20 protein-coding genes are annotated in these 19,154 nt (G+C 64.0%); 9 read left to right on the top strand and 11 right to left on the bottom strand.

Annotated elements, in window-relative coordinates; translation table 11 throughout:
* Positions 1-37 precede the first annotated feature (37 nt).
* Together DVW87_RS16265 and DVW87_RS18525 are read right to left on the bottom strand one after the other, a co-directional pair.
* Positions 38-607, bottom strand: a complete 570-nt coding sequence (locus DVW87_RS16265) for a DUF4142 domain-containing protein (RefSeq protein WP_066516399.1) — start codon at positions 605-607, stop codon at positions 38-40.
* Positions 608-628: 21 nt separating this feature from the next.
* Positions 629-760 (bottom strand): hypothetical protein, encoded by a 132-nt coding sequence (locus DVW87_RS18525; RefSeq protein WP_255210224.1) that lies wholly within the window; start codon positions 758-760, stop codon positions 629-631.
* 73 nt (positions 761-833) lie between these two features.
* On the opposite strand from DVW87_RS18525, the gene DVW87_RS16260 reads away from it, so the two are divergent.
* Together DVW87_RS16260 and DVW87_RS16255 are read left to right on the top strand one after the other, a co-directional pair.
* Positions 834-2,312 carry a DUF4403 family protein gene (locus DVW87_RS16260; protein ID WP_066516395.1) on the top strand — a complete coding sequence of 493 codons (1,479 nt, stop codon included), beginning with the start codon at positions 834-836 and terminating at the stop codon, positions 2,310-2,312.
* A gap of 80 nt (positions 2,313-2,392) precedes the next feature.
* Positions 2,393-3,070 carry a phosphoribosylanthranilate isomerase gene (locus tag DVW87_RS16255; RefSeq protein WP_083949045.1) on the top strand — a complete coding sequence of 226 codons (678 nt, stop codon included), beginning with the start codon at positions 2,393-2,395 and terminating at the stop codon, positions 3,068-3,070.
* A gap of 66 nt (positions 3,071-3,136) precedes the next feature.
* On the opposite strand, the gene DVW87_RS16250 is transcribed toward DVW87_RS16255, so the two are convergent.
* Both DVW87_RS16250 and DVW87_RS16245 read right to left on the bottom strand, forming a co-directional pair.
* Positions 3,137-3,514: a response regulator gene (locus DVW87_RS16250; RefSeq protein ID WP_066516394.1), complete on the bottom strand. Its 378-nt coding sequence runs from the start codon at positions 3,512-3,514 to the stop codon at positions 3,137-3,139.
* Positions 3,515-3,561: 47 nt separating this feature from the next.
* Complete coding sequence (locus DVW87_RS16245) at positions 3,562-6,525, bottom strand: Tn3 family transposase (protein ID WP_114688867.1); 2,964 nt, start codon at positions 6,523-6,525, stop codon at positions 3,562-3,564.
* A gap of 136 nt (positions 6,526-6,661) precedes the next feature.
* On the opposite strand from DVW87_RS16245, the gene DVW87_RS16240 reads away from it, so the two are divergent.
* The 3 genes from DVW87_RS16240 to DVW87_RS16230 are packed head-to-tail and all read left to right on the top strand — an operon-like array spanning position 6,662 to position 9,626.
* On the top strand, positions 6,662-7,231 hold the full coding sequence (locus DVW87_RS16240) for a recombinase family protein (RefSeq protein WP_114688845.1): 570 nt from the start codon (positions 6,662-6,664) through the stop codon (positions 7,229-7,231).
* Positions 7,232-7,242: 11 nt separating this feature from the next.
* On the top strand, positions 7,243-8,025 hold the full coding sequence (locus DVW87_RS16235; RefSeq protein ID WP_114688866.1) for a helix-turn-helix domain-containing protein: 783 nt from the start codon (positions 7,243-7,245) through the stop codon (positions 8,023-8,025).
* 56 nt (positions 8,026-8,081) lie between these two features.
* Entirely contained in the window at positions 8,082-9,626 is a 1,545-nt protein-coding gene (locus DVW87_RS16230) for a type IV secretory system conjugative DNA transfer family protein (RefSeq protein WP_220149841.1), read from the top strand.
* 524 nt (positions 9,627-10,150) lie between these two features.
* Here DVW87_RS16230 and DVW87_RS16225 read toward each other — a convergent pair.
* From DVW87_RS16225 to DVW87_RS16220, 3 genes are read right to left on the bottom strand one after another with little or no spacing between them, the layout of a single operon-like run.
* A complete protein-coding gene (locus DVW87_RS16225; protein ID WP_114688865.1) occupies positions 10,151-11,104 on the bottom strand; it encodes a replication initiator protein A in 954 nt (317 codons plus the stop codon).
* A 46-nt stretch (positions 11,105-11,150) separates the two neighbouring features.
* Positions 11,151-11,450 carry a ribbon-helix-helix domain-containing protein gene (locus DVW87_RS18165; protein ID WP_181814876.1) on the bottom strand — a complete coding sequence of 100 codons (300 nt, stop codon included), beginning with the start codon at positions 11,448-11,450 and terminating at the stop codon, positions 11,151-11,153.
* A 2-nt stretch (positions 11,451-11,452) separates the two neighbouring features.
* Positions 11,453-12,100, bottom strand: coding sequence for a ParA family protein (locus DVW87_RS16220; protein ID WP_114688864.1), 648 nt, complete (start codon positions 12,098-12,100; stop codon positions 11,453-11,455).
* Positions 12,101-12,410: 310 nt separating this feature from the next.
* Between DVW87_RS16220 and DVW87_RS17860 the strand changes: the two genes are divergently transcribed.
* Complete coding sequence (locus DVW87_RS17860) at positions 12,411-12,614, top strand: hypothetical protein (protein ID WP_147276293.1); 204 nt, start codon at positions 12,411-12,413, stop codon at positions 12,612-12,614.
* Between the two features lie 54 nt (positions 12,615-12,668).
* Here DVW87_RS17860 and DVW87_RS16215 read toward each other — a convergent pair whose 3' ends face one another.
* The 4 genes from DVW87_RS16215 to DVW87_RS16200 form a co-directional block, all read right to left on the bottom strand.
* Positions 12,669-13,358 carry an RNA ligase family protein gene (locus tag DVW87_RS16215; protein ID WP_220149840.1) on the bottom strand — a complete coding sequence of 230 codons (690 nt, stop codon included), beginning with the start codon at positions 13,356-13,358 and terminating at the stop codon, positions 12,669-12,671.
* Between the two features lie 13 nt (positions 13,359-13,371).
* Positions 13,372-13,887 carry a hypothetical protein gene (locus tag DVW87_RS16210; RefSeq protein ID WP_220149839.1) on the bottom strand — a complete coding sequence of 172 codons (516 nt, stop codon included), beginning with the start codon at positions 13,885-13,887 and terminating at the stop codon, positions 13,372-13,374.
* A gap of 11 nt (positions 13,888-13,898) precedes the next feature.
* On the bottom strand, positions 13,899-15,230 hold the full coding sequence (locus DVW87_RS16205) for an AAA family ATPase (protein ID WP_220149838.1): 1,332 nt from the start codon (positions 15,228-15,230) through the stop codon (positions 13,899-13,901).
* A 207-nt stretch (positions 15,231-15,437) separates the two neighbouring features.
* Complete coding sequence (locus DVW87_RS16200) at positions 15,438-16,316, bottom strand: LysR family transcriptional regulator (protein WP_114688860.1); 879 nt, start codon at positions 16,314-16,316, stop codon at positions 15,438-15,440.
* A gap of 107 nt (positions 16,317-16,423) precedes the next feature.
* Here DVW87_RS16200 and DVW87_RS16195 point away from each other — a divergent pair, with 107 nt between their 5' ends.
* The 3 genes from DVW87_RS16195 to DVW87_RS16185 are packed head-to-tail and all read left to right on the top strand — an operon-like array spanning position 16,424 to position 19,154.
* Complete coding sequence (locus tag DVW87_RS16195; protein WP_114688859.1) at positions 16,424-17,515, top strand: YeiH family protein; 1,092 nt, start codon at positions 16,424-16,426, stop codon at positions 17,513-17,515.
* A gap of 59 nt (positions 17,516-17,574) precedes the next feature.
* Complete coding sequence (locus DVW87_RS16190) at positions 17,575-18,645, top strand: sulfite oxidase (RefSeq protein ID WP_114688858.1); 1,071 nt, start codon at positions 17,575-17,577, stop codon at positions 18,643-18,645.
* On the top strand, positions 18,642-19,154 hold the full coding sequence (locus tag DVW87_RS16185) for an MgtC/SapB family protein (RefSeq protein ID WP_114688857.1): 513 nt from the start codon (positions 18,642-18,644) through the stop codon (positions 19,152-19,154). Before DVW87_RS16190 ends, DVW87_RS16185 begins: the two co-directional genes overlap by 4 nt.

The raw sequence follows: 19,154 nt of genomic DNA, 5'->3' as shown, positions 1-19,154 counted from the left end.
AAAGGGGGCTTCATCGACCTGGCCCGGTGGGTATCACCTATCCTGCAAGCCCGGAGGGAGTAAGCGACTTGCCGGTGGTGAGCTCGTTTTCCAGCACCGGGACCGCGGTGCCGGCGACCTGCTGCAGCGCCGGGTCGGTCCCGTCCTGCGCGTAACCCTTGTGCACGGCCCAGGCGGCCTGCTGAACCTGCGCGGACTGCGTCAGATACAGATTGTCAAAGGCGCTCTTGGGCGCCTTCTGGAGCAGCTTGAGGAGGGCAGCGCGGTCGGCGGACAGGCTCGAGGACGGCGCCTTGATCGTGCGCTGATCATTCTTCAGCGCCGCCAGCAGCGCCTTGTGGCTGCTCTGCGTTTCCGCCAGCACGCGCTTTGCATAGGCCTTGACGTCGTCTCTCTGCGCGCGCGTCGCGGCAAGCTGCGCGGCCTTGATCTGGTAAAGGTTCGCATCGGCCGCAGCGAGCACGTAATTGGGTCCGCTCTGGCTCGCGATCGGCGAGACGCCGACGTCAGCGCTGGTCATTGTTCCCGAAGTGGCGGGCGAAACGGCCTGCGCCAGCACTGGTACCGGCGCCAGGGTGAGCAGCGCAGCGACAATCGCAATCTTCATCGAGGTTCTCCGTTGGTGTTGTCAGGCATTGACCGAAATCAACGGGTCGAACGATAAGGAAACGGAACGGTTCCCTTTCTTGCGACGCACCTCGGCGCTCTGCTGGAGAGGTGGCCGCTCGGACGTCTGGAGGTACGCGGCGATGATGAACATGGCGGCTCTTGAAGCCGTTCCAATGCCGGTTAAGTCGAAATCTGAAGCGGCAGACCGAATTGCGAGGTTTTCCTTGCGCAAAAGCGACGTCTCCCGCGCCTCGATCGTGTTCGCTCTGCTCTGCGTTGCCATCCTCACTGGCTGCGACCGAACTCCTCGCGAGGCGCCTCCGCGAGCGAAGGACACGATCAGCGTACCGCCGCAGACCTCCACCATCGACGTGCCGATCGTCGCGGACCTGGGCAAGCTGGCGGCAACTCTCGAAAAGGCGGTTCCGCGTCGCCTTTGGTCAATCGACAAGCCGGAGCAGACCTGCGTCCCGCCGAAGAAGGTCAAGATCCTCTTTGCGAGAATTAAGACGCCCGCGATCCGGTGCCGCATCACGGGCACCGTAGTCCGAGGGCCGTTGGTGCTGGAGGGCTCGGGCAAAACGATCACCGTCACCATGCCGCTTCACGCCGCGATCAGCGCCCGGGACGTGGGAGGCGTGCTCAGCCGGGAAACAGCCGAGGCGGACGCCCGCGTTCGGGCAGTAGCCAGGCTCGACATCGCCGGCGACTGGTCGCCGCGCGCAACGGTATCGATCGCCTACGACTGGACCGACGAGCCGCACGTCGACTTCCTGGGCCAGCGTATCGAGTTCACCAGCAAGGCCGACGCCAAGCTCGCCGGCGTCGTCGCGCGCCTGGAGCACACTCTGCCGCAGGAGCTCGGCAGATTGCAGCTGCGCGAGCAGATCGCGCAGGTGTGGGGCGCGGCGTTCACCTCCGTCCAGCTGAACCGGGCGAACCCGCCGGTGTGGATGCGGATCACTCCCCGACAGTTGAGCTACGGAGGCTACACTATTTCGCGCAATCGGGTGAACCTGGCGCTGGGGCTGACGGCGGGGACGGAGACCTTTGTCGGCGATCGGCCGCCTGATCCGCAGCGCCAGCCGCTCCCCGCCATGACGCGCATGCAGCCTGGACCCGGCCGCATCCTGTTCGCCATACCCGTCATCGCCGACTATCGTCAGCTGGAGCCGGTGCTCGCAAAGGCATTGGTGAAGCGTTCCCGCCGCCCCTTCGAGGTGCCCGGTGTCGGTGCGGTGCGCGCGCAGTTTTACCAGGTGACCATCTACGGCACGACGGGCGGCAAGATCGCGGTCGGGCTCCGCTTCAGTGCGGCAGCCGAAGGCGGGGAGCCTTCGCGGGGCACGATCTGGCTTACCGCCACGCCGCGCAACGCCGTCAATGATCGCCGTGTCGCGTTTGACGATCTCACCGTCGCAGGTGTGACCGACTCGGTCCGAACAAGCCTGCTTCTGAAGCTCGTCAACGCCCCCGGCATCTCCAGCACCGTGTCCGCCGCGCTGACGCAGAACTTCGAAAAGGATTTCGACGAGCTGCTCGCCAAGATCACCCGTGCGATCGACGAGAAGCGGATCGGCGACCTGATCGTGCGCGCCCACATCACGGACGTGCGCACGGGCCAGCTGAAGGCGGCGGGGCAAGGCGTGTACCTTCCCGTATGGGGGCGCGGCACGGCCACGATCCGCCTTGCTCCACGATAGAGGACGCCCGACCTCACGACGGCAACCGGCACGGACCGGCGCATTGCCCTTGCATCGGCCTGGCGGCATGTCTCCATCCCATGAGAACTCGTATAAAGATTTGCTGCATCGCCTCGCCGGATGAAGCGCGGATCGCGATCGCCGCGGGGGCGGATGCGCTGGGGCTGGTAGCACGCATGCCCTCTGGTCCCGGTCCGATCTCCGACAGGGCGATCGCAGAGGTGACGGCGCTCGTGCCACCGCCGGTGGCCACCTTCCTGCTGACATCCGAGACGACCGCCGACGCCATCTCCGCCCATGTCCGCGCGACCGCTCCGTCGGCGGTCCAGATCGTGTCGCACATCGATCCCGCGGAGTCGGGCAAGCTGGCAGCGCTGGAGCCGCACGTCCGCCGGATACAGGTCATCCACGTCGAAGGGCCGGAAGCGCTACAGCTGATCCCGGCCTATGAGCCTTGCGTTCATGCCTTCCTGCTCGACTCCGGCAGGCCCAACGCCCCGGTCGCTGAGCTGGGCGGAACCGGCCGCGCGCATGACTGGGCGGTCAGCGCCGCTTTCGTCCGTGCGACCGAGAAGCCGGTGTTTCTTGCCGGGGGCCTGACCGCCGCTAACGTGGCGGAAGCGATCGGGCAGGTTCGCCCCTATGGTGTCGACCTGTGCTCCGGCGTCCGGACGGGTGGTCAGCTCGACCCGCAGAAGCTGTTCGCCTTCGTCACCGCGGTCCAGCAGATCGACCGGGAAATGGCGCGGGCGATGTGACGGCACTGGCACCGGCGTGAACGCCTTCCTCCGCCGGAGTCCTGTGCAGTTAAGGTTAGCCCCCCGTCACAGACTTGCCGCCTCCAGTTCGCGAAGCAGGCGATGCGGATCGAACGGCTTGGGCATGAACGCGGTTCGGACCGGCAGATCCTCGCTGTCCAGGGGCACGTTGCCCGACACCACGAACAGGACGGTTGGCGGATAGCGCCCGCGCACGTGATGAGCGAGTGCAAGGCCGTCCATCGACCCAGGCATGTTGACGTCCGTCAGAACAGCGCCGATCTCCCTGTGACGATCGAGCAATTCGATGGCGCTCTCGGCATTCGTGGCCTCGAACACTTTCCAACCTGCATGTTCGAAGAAGTCGACCAGATCGAACCTGAGGATGGCTTCGTCTTCCACGATCAGGATCGTCTTGTTCGCAATCGGCTTACGCTGGCCCACTAATTGAGGGCGAGGCGCTGATCCCACGCTAAACAACGCTAAGCGGATTAGGCGGCGAGAACGTCAGTGGCGATGTTGAGCGGCTTGCGACGAACCCGTTCGGCAGCGCGATCCCACAGGAAGTCGCCAGAGAACGCAATGTGCTCCCAACCGACCGGCGACGTGTGGGCGAGCAGTTCGGGAGCGATGGCGGTGCCTGACGTCCGGAGGTGCCGCACCGCGTCGGCGATGTAGGTAGAGTTCCAGTAGACGATCGCAGCGATGACGAGGTTCAGCCCTGATGCGCGATACTGCAGCGCCTCGTGGGTGCGGTCGATCATCCGGCCCTGGCGAAACGTGCAGATCGCCTGGGTCAGCACATGGCGCTGCTCGCTCTTGTTCAGCCCGGACTGGCAGCGGCGACGCAGTTCGGGGCTCTCCAGCCAGTCGAGCATGAAGAACGTCCGCTCGATCCGGCCGATCTCCTGCAATGCGAGGTCGACCAGGTTCTGGCGCTCGTAAGCCGCGAGCTTCCTCACCCTCGTCGCTGGCGCGCCGTGCCCAGCCTTGAGCGGGCCGACGAGGCGGAGCACCTCGTCCCAGTGCTCGCGGATGACGTCGGCTTTGATCCGCTTGCCGAACAGGGATGCCATGCCGGGGTGGGTGGCGGGAGCCGTGATCGAGGCGAGACGTCGATCGGGGAAGTCACGCAGCCGAGGGCAGAACCGGAACCCCAGCATGGCGCACAGCGCGAACACGTGGTCGGTGGCGCCTCCCGTGTCGGTGTAGTGCTCGGCGATGGCGAGCGATGTCCCGTGGTGGAGCAGGCCGTCCAGCACATAGGGTGCTTCGTGCATCGAGGCGGATAGCACCGTCACGTGGTAGGGGCCGTGCTGGTCGGAGACATGAGTGTAGAGGCTGAACCCTGGGTCAACGCCATAGCGGGCGTTGAAGTCACCTACGCCCAGGCGCTTGCCGCCTCGAAAGAACTGGCCGTCCGAGCTGGAGCTCGTTCCGTCGCCCCAGACGGACGCGATCGGCAGCCGGTGCTGCGCGTCGATGAGGATGGCGAGTGCCTGGCGGTAGCTGTCCTCGCGGACATAGGCGTCCCGGGCCCAGACGAGCTGGTCGCGGGTCACGCCCTGGCTCGCGGCCGCCATGCGGGCAAGCCCGAGATTGGTGGCGTCCGCCAGGATGGCGGCGAGCAGTGCGTTGCCGTTGTCGCTCGTGCGGCCGGTGCGCAGGTTCGTGAACCCGGCGAGGAACCCGGTCTCGCTGGCGACGTCGTGCAGGAGCTCGGTGATCCTGATCCGCGGCATCATCGCTCCGATCGTGTCCGCCAGCTCCTCGGCCGACGGGCTTGGCTGCGTCCGGATGGGCGTGATCTGCAATCGGCCGTCGACCAGCTTGACGCCGTCCAGTTTCCCGCGCGTCAGACGGTCGGCGAACCGCTTCACCCGGTCGTCGAGCGCGGCCGCACGTTCCGCGATCCAGGCGTCTGCCGACGCGGGCAGGCCGAGGCCGGCAACCACGGGCGCGCTCGCCGTTGTTGGCAGCAGATAGCTGTCGAACCGGCGATAGGCGGACGAGCGCTCAACCCAGAGGTCACCCGAGCGCAGCTTGTTTCGTACATGCGCCAGGGTCGCGGTTTCGTAGAGGCGGCGATTGATCTTGCCGTCGTCTCCGACCAGCAGCTTGCGCCATTCCTTCCGGAACGGCATCGGTGCGCCCGCGGGTACGTCACGCTTGCCCGACCTGTTCAGCTCGCGCAGCAGCTCGATCGCCTTCACGCTGCCGGCACTGCCACGACCCGACTTAAACTCCAGCGCCTCGATCAGCTGCGGCGCGAACTTGCGTAGGCTCGCGTAGCGATCACAGGCGGCGACCAGCGGATCTTCCTCGACCATATCGGCGATCGCCGCGACGGCGGTACGGGCTTTGAACAGGACATGCCAGCCAACCGCGTCCTCCAGCGCCTGGATCGGGTCAGCCCCTTGTTCGTCCGCATCGCTCAGCGCGTCGATGGTCGTGCGGAACAGGCGCATGAGACGGGCGACGTCGCGTGAAGATGCGGCGTAGCGCGCACCTTGCGAGTTCTTCGCGCGCCGGAACATGGCGCCGATCAGCTTGTCGGCCATGTCCAGCGCGGCGTCGATTAGCCGCGCCTCCAGGTCCACCAGCAACGCGATCAGGATCGCACGCCGCCGCGGCACGGTATAGCGCGCGATCAGGTAAGCGGGCGAGTGTCGCCCTTCGCGCACGAACTGGTAACGACGGGCGGGGTGGACGCCCGCACCGGCGTCATGCGGGATTCCGATTTCGCGCACGGCCTGTAGGCGCTCGACGATGCCGCGCACGCTTTCCGGTTTGCTCGCCGTTGGGATCGCCTTCAGCCAGGCAAGCCGCGCTCCTTCTTTCGCGCCGAACAGCGCGTCGACCTTCGCGATCTGTTCGGCACCCAGACCGGCAACCATCATGTGCGCAGCCTTCTTGCGCGCCCGGGCTCGGCCGGCGATGCCCGCCCGCTCGATCGTGGACGGCATTGGTAGCCATATATCGGCCGCTCGCAGCGCGTCGACGATCCCGGTCGCGATCGGCAGACCCGCATCGGTTTCTGCGGCCGCCTGTTCGGCCGCGGCGATCATGGTGGCGATGTCGCCCCGGGTGGGCGGCCTCACGCCCGTTGCTTTCGCGACGAAGCGGGCGTGGTCGGTCATCGTCTGGGTGCGGGTGGCATAGTCGGCCAGGATGGTCGGATCAATCCCGAGCTGCCGGGCGAGGAACAAGACGAGCGGTGCCGGTGCGCGGGTCTGAAGCTGGAGCAGCTGGGAAAGCGGCATGCCTGGATGACGGAACAATGCGATCTGGAGCGCGGTGCCCAACCGGTTGCGATCGTGACGGCGCTCGCGGATCAGATCGAGGTCGGCGGCTTCAAGCGTGTAATGACGGGCCAACTCATCCGGAGCGGTCGGTATGCCGAACAACAAGGTCCGTTCGGCGTCGGTAAGCAAAACGTGATCGCGTGCTGACATTCCAACCGTCCAGAAAAGGCCTGTAATGCTTGTAGACAGGCCGGGTTAAAGAGACGTAGTTTGTGGACGGATTTGAACGCGATCTCGATTGGCTCGCATCCTCATCCACAGAACGGTCGTTTGGGAGACGCGAGGGATGGGCGGTATTCTGGGCTATGCCCGCGTCAGCACCGGCGACCAGGACGTCGCAGGCCAGCGCATGCGGTTGGAAGAGGCAGGCGCTATCCGCGTGTTCACCGACGTCATGTCGGGCAAGAGCATGGAGCGTCCCGGTCTGGCCGAACTGCTCGATTATGCCCGCAAGGGCGACACGCTGGCGATCGTCCGGCTCGACCGGCTCGGCCGGTCGCTCGGCGAACTGCTGACGACAGTGCAGATGCTGCGCGAACGCGGGATCGCGCTGCTCAGCCTGGAGGAGAAGATCGACACCTCGTCCGCTGCCGGCGAGCTGATCTTCCATGTGTTTGGGGCCATCGCCCATTTCGAGCGACGGCTGATCTCCGAGCGCACCCGCGACGGTATTGCCGCGGCGCGGGCGAAAGGGAAGCTCCCCGGTCGGCAGCCACTAGATGGCGACAAGGTTAGCGCGGCGCTCAAACTGGTCGCCGCCAGCGTTCCACCGGCCGAAGCGGCCCGCCAGCTCGGGATCGGGCGGTCTACCGTCTACCGCGAGATGAAGCGGCTTGGCATCGCGCGGCCGGCATAGGTCCGGACATTATGGCGACGCAGGATCCAACAGCCTTGAACGAGCGGGAGAAGGAAGCGCTTCGGCTGCTTCTGGTCGGACACGATGCCAAGTCGATCGCAAACACGCTTGGTCTGTCGGTCTACACGATCAACGACCGCCTCCGGGACGCAAGGCGCAAACTAGGAGTTTCCAGCAGCCGCGAGGCGGCGCGGCGTCTCGCCGAAATGGATGAGGCAGTACCCAATATCGTTGGGGCCAAAGAAATTGGGAAAGCCCAAGCGACCGTCGTCATGGAAAGGCTCGACACGCCAGCTGCGCCGCAATCGGCGGTCCATCGCTGGGCATGGTTTGCCGGAGGAATGCTCATTATGTCTCTTATCATCGCGGCTGTGGCGCTCGCGACCATGGTCGGGTCGCGCAACGACGCACAGGTTCCTGCCCAGAGTGCTGCATCTGCCGCCGCCCGCCCCGCCGAGACGGACGCCTCGTCGGCAGCTCGTTCGTGGGCTGCTCTTCTTGACGGCAGGCAGTGGGACGCAAGCTGGCGCGCTGCGGGCTCGATGTTCAAGTCGCAGCTCACTTCGGCGCAATGGGCGACGACCATCCAGTCCGTCCGACAGCCGCTCGGACGTGTTTCGTCACGCACCTTGCAGAGCGTGGTGCAGACGAAAACGCTGCCCGGTGCGCCGGCAGGCGATTATCAGGTGCTTCAGTTCCAGACCCGCTTCGCCACGAAGCCGGACGCCGTAGAAACCATCGTGCTCGCTCGCGAGAAAGGAGGCTGGCGTGTCAGCGGATATTTCATCCGCTGACCTCTGGGATGCACTTACCGTTGTTTAGCGTGGGATCAGCGCCTCGCCCTCTGCTAATGCCGGCGCGGATCGGGCCGCTCTGGGCGCTGCTCATCGCCTTCGTGGTGCTGATGGCGAGCAATAGCTGGCTGAAGGGCATCTTCGGCTATAGCGAGATCGCGACCGACGTGCCGTTCCTGCTGACCGGCCTGGTCCTGTTCGCGATCTGGAAGTTCAATCGCCGGGGTGGGAACCGCGGCAACACGCTGATGGGCTCGGCCCGCTTCGGCGGGCGGGCTGAAGCGCGCAAGCTGGAGAAGGCCGGCGACCTCATCATCGGCCGCTCGGGCAAATCGGGCAAGCTGCTGCGCTACGACGGACCAGCGCACCTGCTGACGATGGCACCCACCCGATCGGGAAAGGGCGTCGGCACGATCATCCCCAACCTGCTGCTGCTCGATCGCTCCGTGATCTGCATCGACCCCAAGGGCGAGAATGCCCGCGTCACGGCCCGCACAAGGGCCAGGAAGGGCGATGTGTGGTGCCTGGACCCCTTCGGCGTCTCCGGGCGTCCTGCGGCCCACTACAATCCCCTGGCGTGGCTCGACGCCACGAGCCCCGACCTCGCGGAAGATGCGCAGACGATCGCCGACGCGCTGGTCCACGATGCGCCGGGGCAAGGCGGCGAGGCGCACTGGAACGAGGAAGCCAAGGCGCTGATCGCCGGCATCATCCTGCACACCGTCGTCCACGAAGCCCCTGCCCGCGCAACGCTCGCCACAGTGCGCGACAAGCTCACCCGCGATCCTACCGGCTTCGCCGCGCTGCTGGCCGACATGCAGGCCAGCACCGACGCCCACGGCCTGATCGCGCGCGCCGCCAACCGCCAGCTCGGCAAATCGAGCCGGGAAGCCGCGGGCGTGCTGTCGTCCGCCCAGCGTCACACCCACTTCATGGACAGCCCGCGCCTGGTGGACAGCACCTCCGCCTCCAACTTCCGCTTCGCGGACCTGAAGGAGCGGCCCGGCACGGTGTTCCTGTGCCTGCCGCCCGACCGGCTCGACACCTATGCGCGCTGGCTGCGGCTGCTGGTGGCGCAAGCCGTCACCGACATGGCGCGCTCCCCTGCCCGGCCCGGTAAGCCCGTGCTGTTCCTGCTCGACGAGTTCGCCGCCCTCGGCCGCCTCGAACCGGTAGAACGCGCAATGGGGCTGATGGCGGGCTACGGGATGCAGCTCTGGCCGATCCTCCAAGACATGCACCAGCTGAAAGCCATCTACGGCGAGCGCGCCGGCACGTTCATGTCCAACGCCGGCGTGGTCCAGACCTTCGGGGTCAACGATTATGCCACCGCCGACATGCTCTCGCGCACGATCGGCGACACCACGATCGAATACACCACCTTCGGATCGTCGCGTCCGGTGAGCTGGACCGAGCCCGGCGCCGGTTCGACTAGCGCCAGCGGCCATGTCGCGGCGCGCCGGCTCGCGACGCCCGACGAAATCATGCGGATGGACGCGGACAGCCTCCTGCTGCTGCGCCAGGGCCAGGACCCGCTCGTCGTCGGCAAAATCCGCTACTATGCCGAACGCGAGTTCGCTGGGCTCTACGATCCGGCGTGATCGTACACACCCGCGGAAACGGGACGGTGAGCTTTGGGGTATCCCCTCGCTCTGCCCTTTCAACACGCGTGACGATGGCAGGTACACACCGCCGGATTGGCCCTGCTTCATCGGAAGCCTGCGGCCGTTAGGCCGCTTCTGTGACGGCGATAGCCGGCACGCAACAAGGGTGTATTGCCCGTTCAGGGCAATTCCGTTTGTCTTTCTCCGTCGTTCGGCCTTGTGCAACGGGAGTTAAAGGATTCTGTTAAATAGGAATCGTTAAGAAGGTTAAGTTGGGAAAATAGGGCAAAAAGTCGGGGATTTCTGCGGCTTTCCGAAAGGTGGCGGTGTGTGATCCCACGTGATTCGGTGTGTGATCCCACGATAGAGCGGTGTGTAATCCCACGACGCCGTGGTGTGTGAAACCACGACAATCAGGTGCTGTCTGGACTTCAAATATTGCTTGTGGGACGCTTTGGATAGTTTGTCCTGAAACGCCTTTGGCTGCCACCTCGGCACAGCGGTGTGTGAAACCACGATAGTCAGCGCCCGCCGGACAGCTTGTCCATGAGGTCGTCCACCTCGGCCGCACGTCGGCGATCGGCGTCGAAACGGCTGCGCCTCTCCTGCTCGGCCTCAAGCCTTGCAGTCAGCGCCAAGGCCTCGGTCTCGCCCCGGAGCCGGAACAACACAGCCGGACTACCGTCAGCCGTGGTCGCCATCTCCATCGCATAATCAGGAAGCTGGTCGGCCTCCACGACCTTGCGGAGCATCCGGTTGAACTCTTTGGGCTTGCTGTCGCTGCCAGTCTTATCGCGCAGCACCTCCACTCGGCACGTCCATCCGCCCTTCTGGTTGCCGGCATGCTTGCGCGCGATCCGGTACAGGGCGCGCTCCAGCCCGCCGGTCAGCAGGAAATAGTCCTGGTGCATGGTGAGGAGCGACCGCTCTCCCATGATGCCCTCATAGACCCAATCGGACAGAGTTATGGTCATGCCTCGGGGCTGGTCCGTGTCGGGGTCCACCTCCAACGTCCATTTGTCGAGCCAGTTGAAGCCGGCCTTGGTGCGCCGCTTCGGCGCACGGATCGAAGTCGATATGGATGTTGTCTGGAGCCGTTGGAGCGCCGCTTGCAACTCCTGATAGGCCCTGCCGCTTGTGTCCCGCTTGATCGCCCGCAACAGGTCGTAGGACGTGGTTCTGAGCGTCCGGGGAATGTCGTTAGCCCCCTGCTCCCGCATCCGGTTGAGCGTCGAGGCTGCCCATATGAGAATATCGGCATCCCAGATGGTCGCCATACCGTAAGCCGGGATCGCCTCGATCTTCACCCACGTCTCGCCGTCCGGGCTGCTATACTCGATCGGCTTCACGCGCTTGCGCTTCTGGAGCGAGAAGAACGGCCGTTCCATCGTCTCCCGCTGATCCTTGAGCGGGAGGTCGCCCATCAGCGGGATGAACAAATCAAATTCGGGATTGGGGTTCTGTCGCTTGGTCACGCGGCGTCAATCCTGCCGTTCTGCATAAATGCAAGTGTGCACACCATCAAGCACGGCCGAACTGCTTGTCGGCCTCATACTTGGCGACCAACTCGCTGATTGCCTCGGCGAGAAGGTCTTGGTGGCTACGCCTGGTTCGCGCCGCCAGCACCCGGAAGGCTTCAGCCGTGGGATCGGCCGGATCAAAGTAGGCTCCGAGGTGGTACTTACCCGGACGCTTGCCGCCCGACCGAGTTGCGCTTGTCGGCGGCGTCGCTGCTGGGACAGCCGGCGCATTGTCCTGCTCAGGCTCGGATCGCGATTGGGGTGTCATGGCCGGAGCCAGCAAGGAAGTCCGTTTCGCCATAATCAAACCTTCACATTTGCAGGTGTGCAGGACATCAGATCATCAAAAAGGTGCTTCTGCAAGGCTGCGACTTCCTGCGCCGCCTTGCCCTTCGGCTCATGCTCGATGACGCCTAGACCATATGGCCATGCAGCACGGTAGGCGCTCCGCTCCCGCAACACGGCACGCGCCACGCGCAATCCGGTCGCCTCGGCAAGGGTCCGAGCGTCGTCCAGCAGCGTTGTGGCGGTTGGAGGAGCCGCATTCAATACGACAGCGCCTGTGCGCCCGGTGCTGGTGATAAGCTGCGCCGTGCGCTTGATCGCGTCTAGGTCGATCAGCGAGGGGCGGCATGGAATGACAACGAGATCGGCTCGTTGCGCCGCCGCTGCGGCTTCAGCGCCAGCGGCTGGCGGGGTGTCGATGATGGTGAGCGCGAAGCCATTAGCCTCGGCCGCGTCAATTGCTTGGTTGAGCCTGCGCGCACTGATCGGCTCCACATGAGGCAACTCGGCCTCTCGCCGTTCGCTCCATGCTGTCGCGCTCTCCTGCGGATCGAGGTCGAATAACGCCGTCTTGATCCCGGCCGCCTGGGCTGCAACCGCGAGGTTGACCGCCAGCGTCGTTTTGCCGACGCCGCCTTTCTGAGCTGCAAGCGCGATTATCTGCACGTGTGCACACCTTCAATATTGACCTTGTGGTGTTATGCAGAATGGCAGAGCTAAACAACCGTTAACTGCCGGTATGAGGGTCTGCGTTCGGCTTTTTCACCATCATTACCGTCGAGCGGATCGGGACGCATCTGCTGCACCCCTCGAGCGCGCAGATGTCTCCAGCCACCTGCGCGCAATTCTGACGGTGTACAGCGGAGTACCGGGGGCCAAACGCCTTGCTTCCACGTTGTCACACGGCAAGGTGGTTGAGCCTTGAAAGACACGTGCACTGCGCCATTTCTTACCGAGTACAAAGAAGGGGCGTGCCGTGGCGAAGGTGAAGGTGATTGGATCAGGAAGCGGTGCGGATTGGCCCGCCGGCGCGATGATTGTCTGGGACTTGGAGTACATCCCGGGTGAAGGTCAGACTGTCACTGACGGCAAAGGGCGCAGTTGGAACGTTGTGCAGGTTACTGAAGAGCAGGACGGGTTCCTCGAGACAACCGCAACGATCATCGTCATAGCTGCTTAGTTGGCTTAGACATCGTGCGGATCGCGGCTGCCAATCAAGTTTGGTGGTCTTCAGCTAACGCATCAACCAATTCACCCGGTTCCACTCGATACGTCGGCGACTCCAATGTTCCTCGATCGCCTGTGTAAAATCGGTATGCACGAGCTTGGCGCGGCTCTCGCACCAATCCGCAGTTTCGCGGCGTACAACCACACCCTCCATCAATCCGGTTCGATAGCGGCTCGATCTTACGGCCAACAGTTGCTCGAGCTCGGTTAGGTCAGTTCGACCTCGCAACAAAGTGGGCACTGTTGCTAAACCTGCCGCGGAGGCTAGGGCGTTCCGGCGCCGGCTGCTCCAGAACCGTCCTGCCGCACGGTCATAGACATCGAACAGGAGGAGCCAGTCGGGCAGACAATTGTATCTAATAGAGTGTCGGGCAGCGCTCCATTCGCCAAAGAGGATGAGCGACGAGTCCAATTGGTCGCGCAATTCCTCTTCATGCTGGGCTAGCCATTCGGGCAACCGGACGAACTGCCCAGCATAGGGTTCCGTTAGATATTGACCTCGGTTTTGGGCGAGCAACGTTCCATCTTCGGCCAGTGAAAGGCCGATGTTCGCGCCATCAATCTTTTCTTCGACTAGCACCTCGCCCGCAAGAAGATTTCGCACATCTGACAGCGACAACAGCTTGTCCTCACGCGGAACGGTAGTCGGACTCAACCACGCAAGGTGAGGCGTCGAAGGAAAGCGAAAGAAGCTCATCACTGCCTTCCTACTACTTCTTCGCGTGCTTCTCCGCGTGCTTCGCGCGAGACCAAGCTTCTATAATGGGTTCAAGCAAGATGTCATGGGCGAGAAGGTTCTCCTCCCAGTCATGCCAATCGGTATCGCCAGCAAAAGCGACACAACCTTCACCAAATTCTGTATGCGACACTAGTGCTGCTGCGACCATCTTTCTGTCGGCCAAGTCATGGATTACCGATGCCAAGGTGGCAGGTAATTCGCCGTGTCCGTGTTCGTCATAGTCCACAACAACACTATCGACAGCGCACTTACTCCACTTCGACATCACGACCTGGATCCCAAAGTCCGTGTATCCGAGTTTGTTATTATATTCGTCCCAAATCCGGTTCTCGGTGTCAAATACGAAACGACTTTCACTCCGCTCAAAGGCGTCAAGCCATTGCCAAACGGCTAGACGCAACGCCGGATCGGTAGGTGTCGCGGCGATATCGGCTGGAGTGACCGGATCGGCCGCACTGGCGGCAATCAGCACATTGGTGTCGACCACATAGCGGTCCCTCATTGCCCACTGGCTTTCTGTCGCTCGAACATAAGCCGTGCCTGTTCACGTGTTTCTCCAAGCGCATTCCCAAAGAATCCATCAGGCCAGTTCTTCACACGGCCGAACTCATCAATATCTAGAGTGCAGAGTTCCGCAGATTTGTTCTTTCGCTTTACGAAATACATGGCTGTATCGCTCGCGGATGCAGTTCTCTTGGCGATCAGGGTTTGCATACGTCGAAACAGATGCTCGGAGTGGGTTTCGACAAGAAACTGAATCCCCCTTTCGCGACTAACATCCACAAAGAGCTCGGCCAGAGCAGACTGAGCAAGCGGATGCAGGTGGATTTCGGGCTCCTCGAGGATGATCGTGCTGCCCTTCGGAGCGAAGTAGGAAACTACCAGCACCGGCAGGACCTGCGAGACACCGATACCCACGTCACGAAGATTGCATGCAACGCCGTCGCGATGCACGATCAACTCATAGCGGCTAGACCGCCCTTGCTGCCGGACTTCGAGCTTGTCTGCGACGCCCATCTTGCTGAGCCAGCGAGAGACGCCGTTTACAACGTAATTCTGCTCGTCGCCCCGTAACAGGGCGCTCGCCAACAAGGCATCCACCGCACCGCGTCCGTCACTCCCCACGTCACCAGGCTTGCTCTTATTCCAAGGGTAATCTCGTTCCGGCTTACGGCGTAACGGACCAAGATAGATTATACGCTCGAGTTCACGGCGGATAGCCAAGCTCAAATCCTCGACCAGCTGACCATCCTTATCAAGAACGGCGATCGCGTCGGCCGAAAAGGCAATCGAGCGTTCAGGTGTGTAACCGCGCCCCTTGGCTCTTGGCGATTGGTCATCATCAACCAAGATCGAGAAAGCACCCTTTTCTCGACGGATGGCCTTAAATTGGCGACCCTCAGCCTTAAGGACGAGTGTCTGGACCACCACGCTGCCGGATGAGGTCTGGCCGTAGGAACATTCGAAACTGCCCTTGCTAATGCGTCCGACGCCATGATCATCAAAATCAAAGCTGATCGAAAACTGGCGGGGTGTTTCATCGTTCTGGTTCAGAACGTCTTCGAAGGCGCCAAAATCGAACAAGTCGTTGATCTCGTCTCCGCCAAGGTTAAGATGAACGGTGCGATCGGGTGAACGTGCTGTCTGCTTGAGTAGCAGTAAGCTTTGGATAAGGGACGACTTCCCTGATGAGTTGGTGCCGAGAAGCATCGTTAGCGGACGCAGGCTTATATCCTTGGTATCCGACCAAGCTTTGAAGTTTACCAATCGGAGTCGTGTGAACATAAAATTTAGCGCCCAACCCGATTTGCTGCGTTGACCACCATCCATAAACGCAAGGCGAGAAGACGCATAGCGGCGGCAAGCGCCTTTGGGTTTGCCACCTGCCCGACAATGGCATTTCTCACAAACGAAGGTTGATTGAGGCAGTGGGCAGGGAAGCGAGAAAGTGGCATGTCGCGAAATTTCTGACTTTCCAATGTCGCAGATGTCTAGGTTTTTGCGACATGAGACATCCGTTGTCAGCGGCAGTGCGGCCTACTGCTTCCCCCAACCGATCACATCCAGCAAGGCATCAGCGGCCTTAGTGCGGTAGCGTTCCTTATGGCGCAGGCCAAAGAAGGAGCGGGGATCGAACACGATCGAGGCGGCGTGCAACGTTCCCGCCTTGATCGCTGGTGCCACCACCAGCGAGGATAGGGCTGCGATGCCGGCGCCGGCCTCCACGGCGGTGCGTACACCCTCGTTCGACGGGAGAACGAGCGCTACATCGAGTGCAGCGGGATCGACACCGAGGGCGACCAGATAGCGATCTAACGTCGAACGCGTGCCCGATCCCGGCTCACGCTGCACCCACCGCGCTTGGGCCAGCCAAGCTGGATCGATGCGGATCTCTCCGAATGGCTCGGCGCCGACCAGCACCAGCCGATCCTCGCCAATCGGCCAGTGCGCCAGCGCCGGATCGTCGACTTCACCTTCAACGATCCCAAGGTCGGCCTCGCCGTCGTGGACGCGCGCCGCGGCCTGGGCGGTGTTGCCAATCGCCAGCTCGATGCCGAGCGCCGGGTAGCGTTGGCGGAAGTTGGCTAGGATCGGCGGCAACCAATAGGCTGCGATGGTCTGGCTGGCGACGACACGCAACGTGCCGCGCTTGAGGTCACCCAGCTCGTCCAACACCATCTCGGCCGCGCCTGCGCGCGCGAGCACGCTGCGCGCCTCCGTGAGGAAGAGTTGGCCCGCCTCAGTCAGCACAATTCCCCGCCCGATGCGGTGGAACAGCTTTATCGCGTGCCGCTCCTCCAGCGCCGCGATTGCCGCCGAGGCGGCTGACTGCGTGACGTTCAGCACGCGCGCCGCAGCGGTCATGTGCTCGCGCTCGGCAACGCCGACGAAGATGCGGAGCTGCTCCAGCGTCATATCACATCGCTATCAGGACCGATCAGGATTGACGATCGAAACAACAAGAAAGCTGCGTTGGATAGATTGGTGGACTGAGCATAGATCGACCGCGGAAGGAAACCGCCGTGGCCAGTCTCGCCCATCACCATCTCGCATCGTCGGCACAGGGAAGCGGCAAGCGTGCTGGCTTGCTCCCCGGCATCGGCCTGTGCCTTGCCGTGACCGGGGCTGCCTACGCCTTGGAGGCAGGCGAGCGTGCGCTGGCTGGCAAGGCGTGGCTTGAAGCCTTGGTGCTTGCCATCCTAATCGGCACGGCGGTGCGCAGCCTATGGACGCCCGGCGACCGCTGGCACGACGGCATCGCCTTCAGCGCCAAGTATTTGCTGGAGGTGGCGGTGGTCCTGCTCGGCGCATCGGTCAGCGCGGCGACCATATTATCGGCCGGCGCGGGTCTGCTCGTCGGCATTGCTGGCGTGGTGGCCTCAGCTATCCTGCTCAGCTTCTGCATCGGTCGGCTGCTCGGCCTGCCGGCGCGCATGGCGCTGCTCGTGGCATGCGGCAATTCGATCTGCGGCAACTCGGCCATCGCGGCGGTGGCACCGGTGATCGGGGCAGACAGCGACGACGTTGCCGCCTCGATCGCGTTCACCGCCGTACTCGGCGTCGTGGTCGTGCTCGGCCTGCCGCTGCTGGGGCTCGCGCTCGGCATAAACGGGCTCGCGTTCGGCGCGCTCGCCGGTCTCACCGTCTATGCCGTGCCGCAGGTGATCGCGGCCGCCTCGCCGCTGGGGGCCGCGGCCGTACAGATGGGCACGCTAGTCAAGCTGGTGCGCGTGCTGATGCTCGGGCCGGTGTGCCTAGTCCTGTCGCTGGTGGCGCCGCGGCTTGCCCCCCAGCATGTGCATGCCGGCGAGTTCGTCACCGGCGAGCCGGCCCATAAGCGGCTCGACCTCGCCCACCTCGTTCCCTGGTTCATCATCGGCTTCCTGGCGCTGGTCGCCTGCCGCTCGCTGGGGCTGGTGCCCACCGCCGCTATCGCGCCGATCGGCCGCATCGCCACGCTGCTGACCGTCGTCTCCATGGCCGCGCTCGGGCTCGGCGTGGACGTGCGCACCGTCGCCAAGGCGGGCGGTCGGGTCACGGCCGCGGTGGTCCTCTCGTTGTTCGGCCTGGGTGCTATCAGCTTCACTCTGCTTGCCGTGCTGCACATCGCGTGATCCAACGGAGCAATGATCGGAAAGCCGGGGCCATCCTGGCTTCCACACGTTCTGGCACCATGAGCGAGCAGATGATTGAGCGCAGCCCCGATCCCTATAACGCTGAGCCGGAGCCCGGCGCACTGATCGAGCAATTTCTGACGCCGCAGGCGCTCTTCTACGTGCGCAGCCATGGGCCGGTACCTGATCTGCCCGCCGATCACCGGATCGAGGTGAGCGGGATTGACGTGGAAAGCCGCTCCTTCTCGGTGGAGGAACTGAAGAGCGCCTTTCCGACGCGCATGGTGACCGCCGTGCTGCAATGTGCCGGCAACCGGAGGACTGACCTCCAGCAGGTCAGCAAGACCTCGGGCGACCCGTGGGACGTGGGCGCGATCGGTAATGCGGAGTGGACCGGCGTCCACTTGGCCGATGTGCTCGACGCGGTTGGCGCGCCGGGTGCGTCCGACCTGTTCGTGGCGTTCACCGGCGCGGACGAGGTAGACGTGGAAGGTAAGGAGGCGCCGTTCGGCGTGTCGATCGGAATGGCCAAGGCGCGGGCACCCGACGTGCTACTCGCCTGGGCGATGAACGGTGAGCCGCTGGCGCCAGAGCATGGCGCGCCGCTGCGGATGGTGGTGCCGGGCTATGCCGGCGTGCGCAGCGCCAAGTGGCTGACGCGGATCGAGGTGCGGGACGCACCGTCAGACGCGCCGATCCAGGCACACGACTACAAGCTATTCCCCGCCGACGTGACGAGCGAGACCGTCGACTGGTCACAGGGACTGACTATCAATGCCATGCCGCTCAACGCCGCGATCTGCTCGCCCGGCTCGGGCGAGAGCCTGCCGGCTGGCGGCGTGCGGATCGAGGGCTACGCCATCGCCTATGATCGTGGCATCTCGCGCGTCGAGGTGTCAGTGAATGGTGGTCGGGACTGGCGGCAGGCAACGTTCGCCGACGATCCGGAAGCGCGCTGGGGCTGGCGGCGCTGGTCACTCGATGCCACGCTGGCCAAGGGTCGCCAGCATCTGGTGGTGCGCGCGTTCGACGAGGCGGGGCAGGGGCAGCCCGAGCGGCCGGACACGATGTGGAACTTCGCCGGCTATCTCTGCACCGCCTGGCACCACGTCCACGTGCTGGTGGAATGATCCCGACCATCATGCCGCCGGACTTCGCCTTTTGGGCCGATGCGATCGGCCGCCTGATCGTGGCGACGGCAGCCGGCATGGTGCTGGGTTGGGAGCGCTCGCGCGAAAACCGGCAGATCATGGGCCTGCGCACGCTGGGGCTGGTCGGCCTTGCGAGCTGCATTGCGGTGCAGGCGATCGTGCATAGCGGCCTCACCAACGTGAACGCCGACGCAGCAGGCCGCGCAGTGCAGGGCATCCTGTCGGGCGTGGGCTTCATCGGTGCCGGGGCGGTGCTGCGCGTCGGGCAGGGGCAGGAAGTGCACGGACTGGCGACGGCGGCCTGCATCTGGGTTTCGGCGGCCCTGGGCGTGGCGGCAGGGCTGGCAGTGTGGCCGCTGATCGTCGGTGGGCTGAGCCTCGCGTTGCTGGTGCTCTTCGTCGGCGCGCCGCTCGAACGCCGCATCCGCGATCGAGCCCGGCTGACGCCGGCCGAAGCAGACAGGAAGGATGTGGAGCGCAAGCCCTAG

Origin of the sequence: Sphingomonas aracearum (assembly GCF_003345355.1) — a bacterium.
Classification (GTDB): domain Bacteria; phylum Pseudomonadota; class Alphaproteobacteria; order Sphingomonadales; family Sphingomonadaceae; genus Sphingomonas; species Sphingomonas aracearum.
This window is presented reverse-complemented; position numbering and strand designations above follow the sequence as displayed.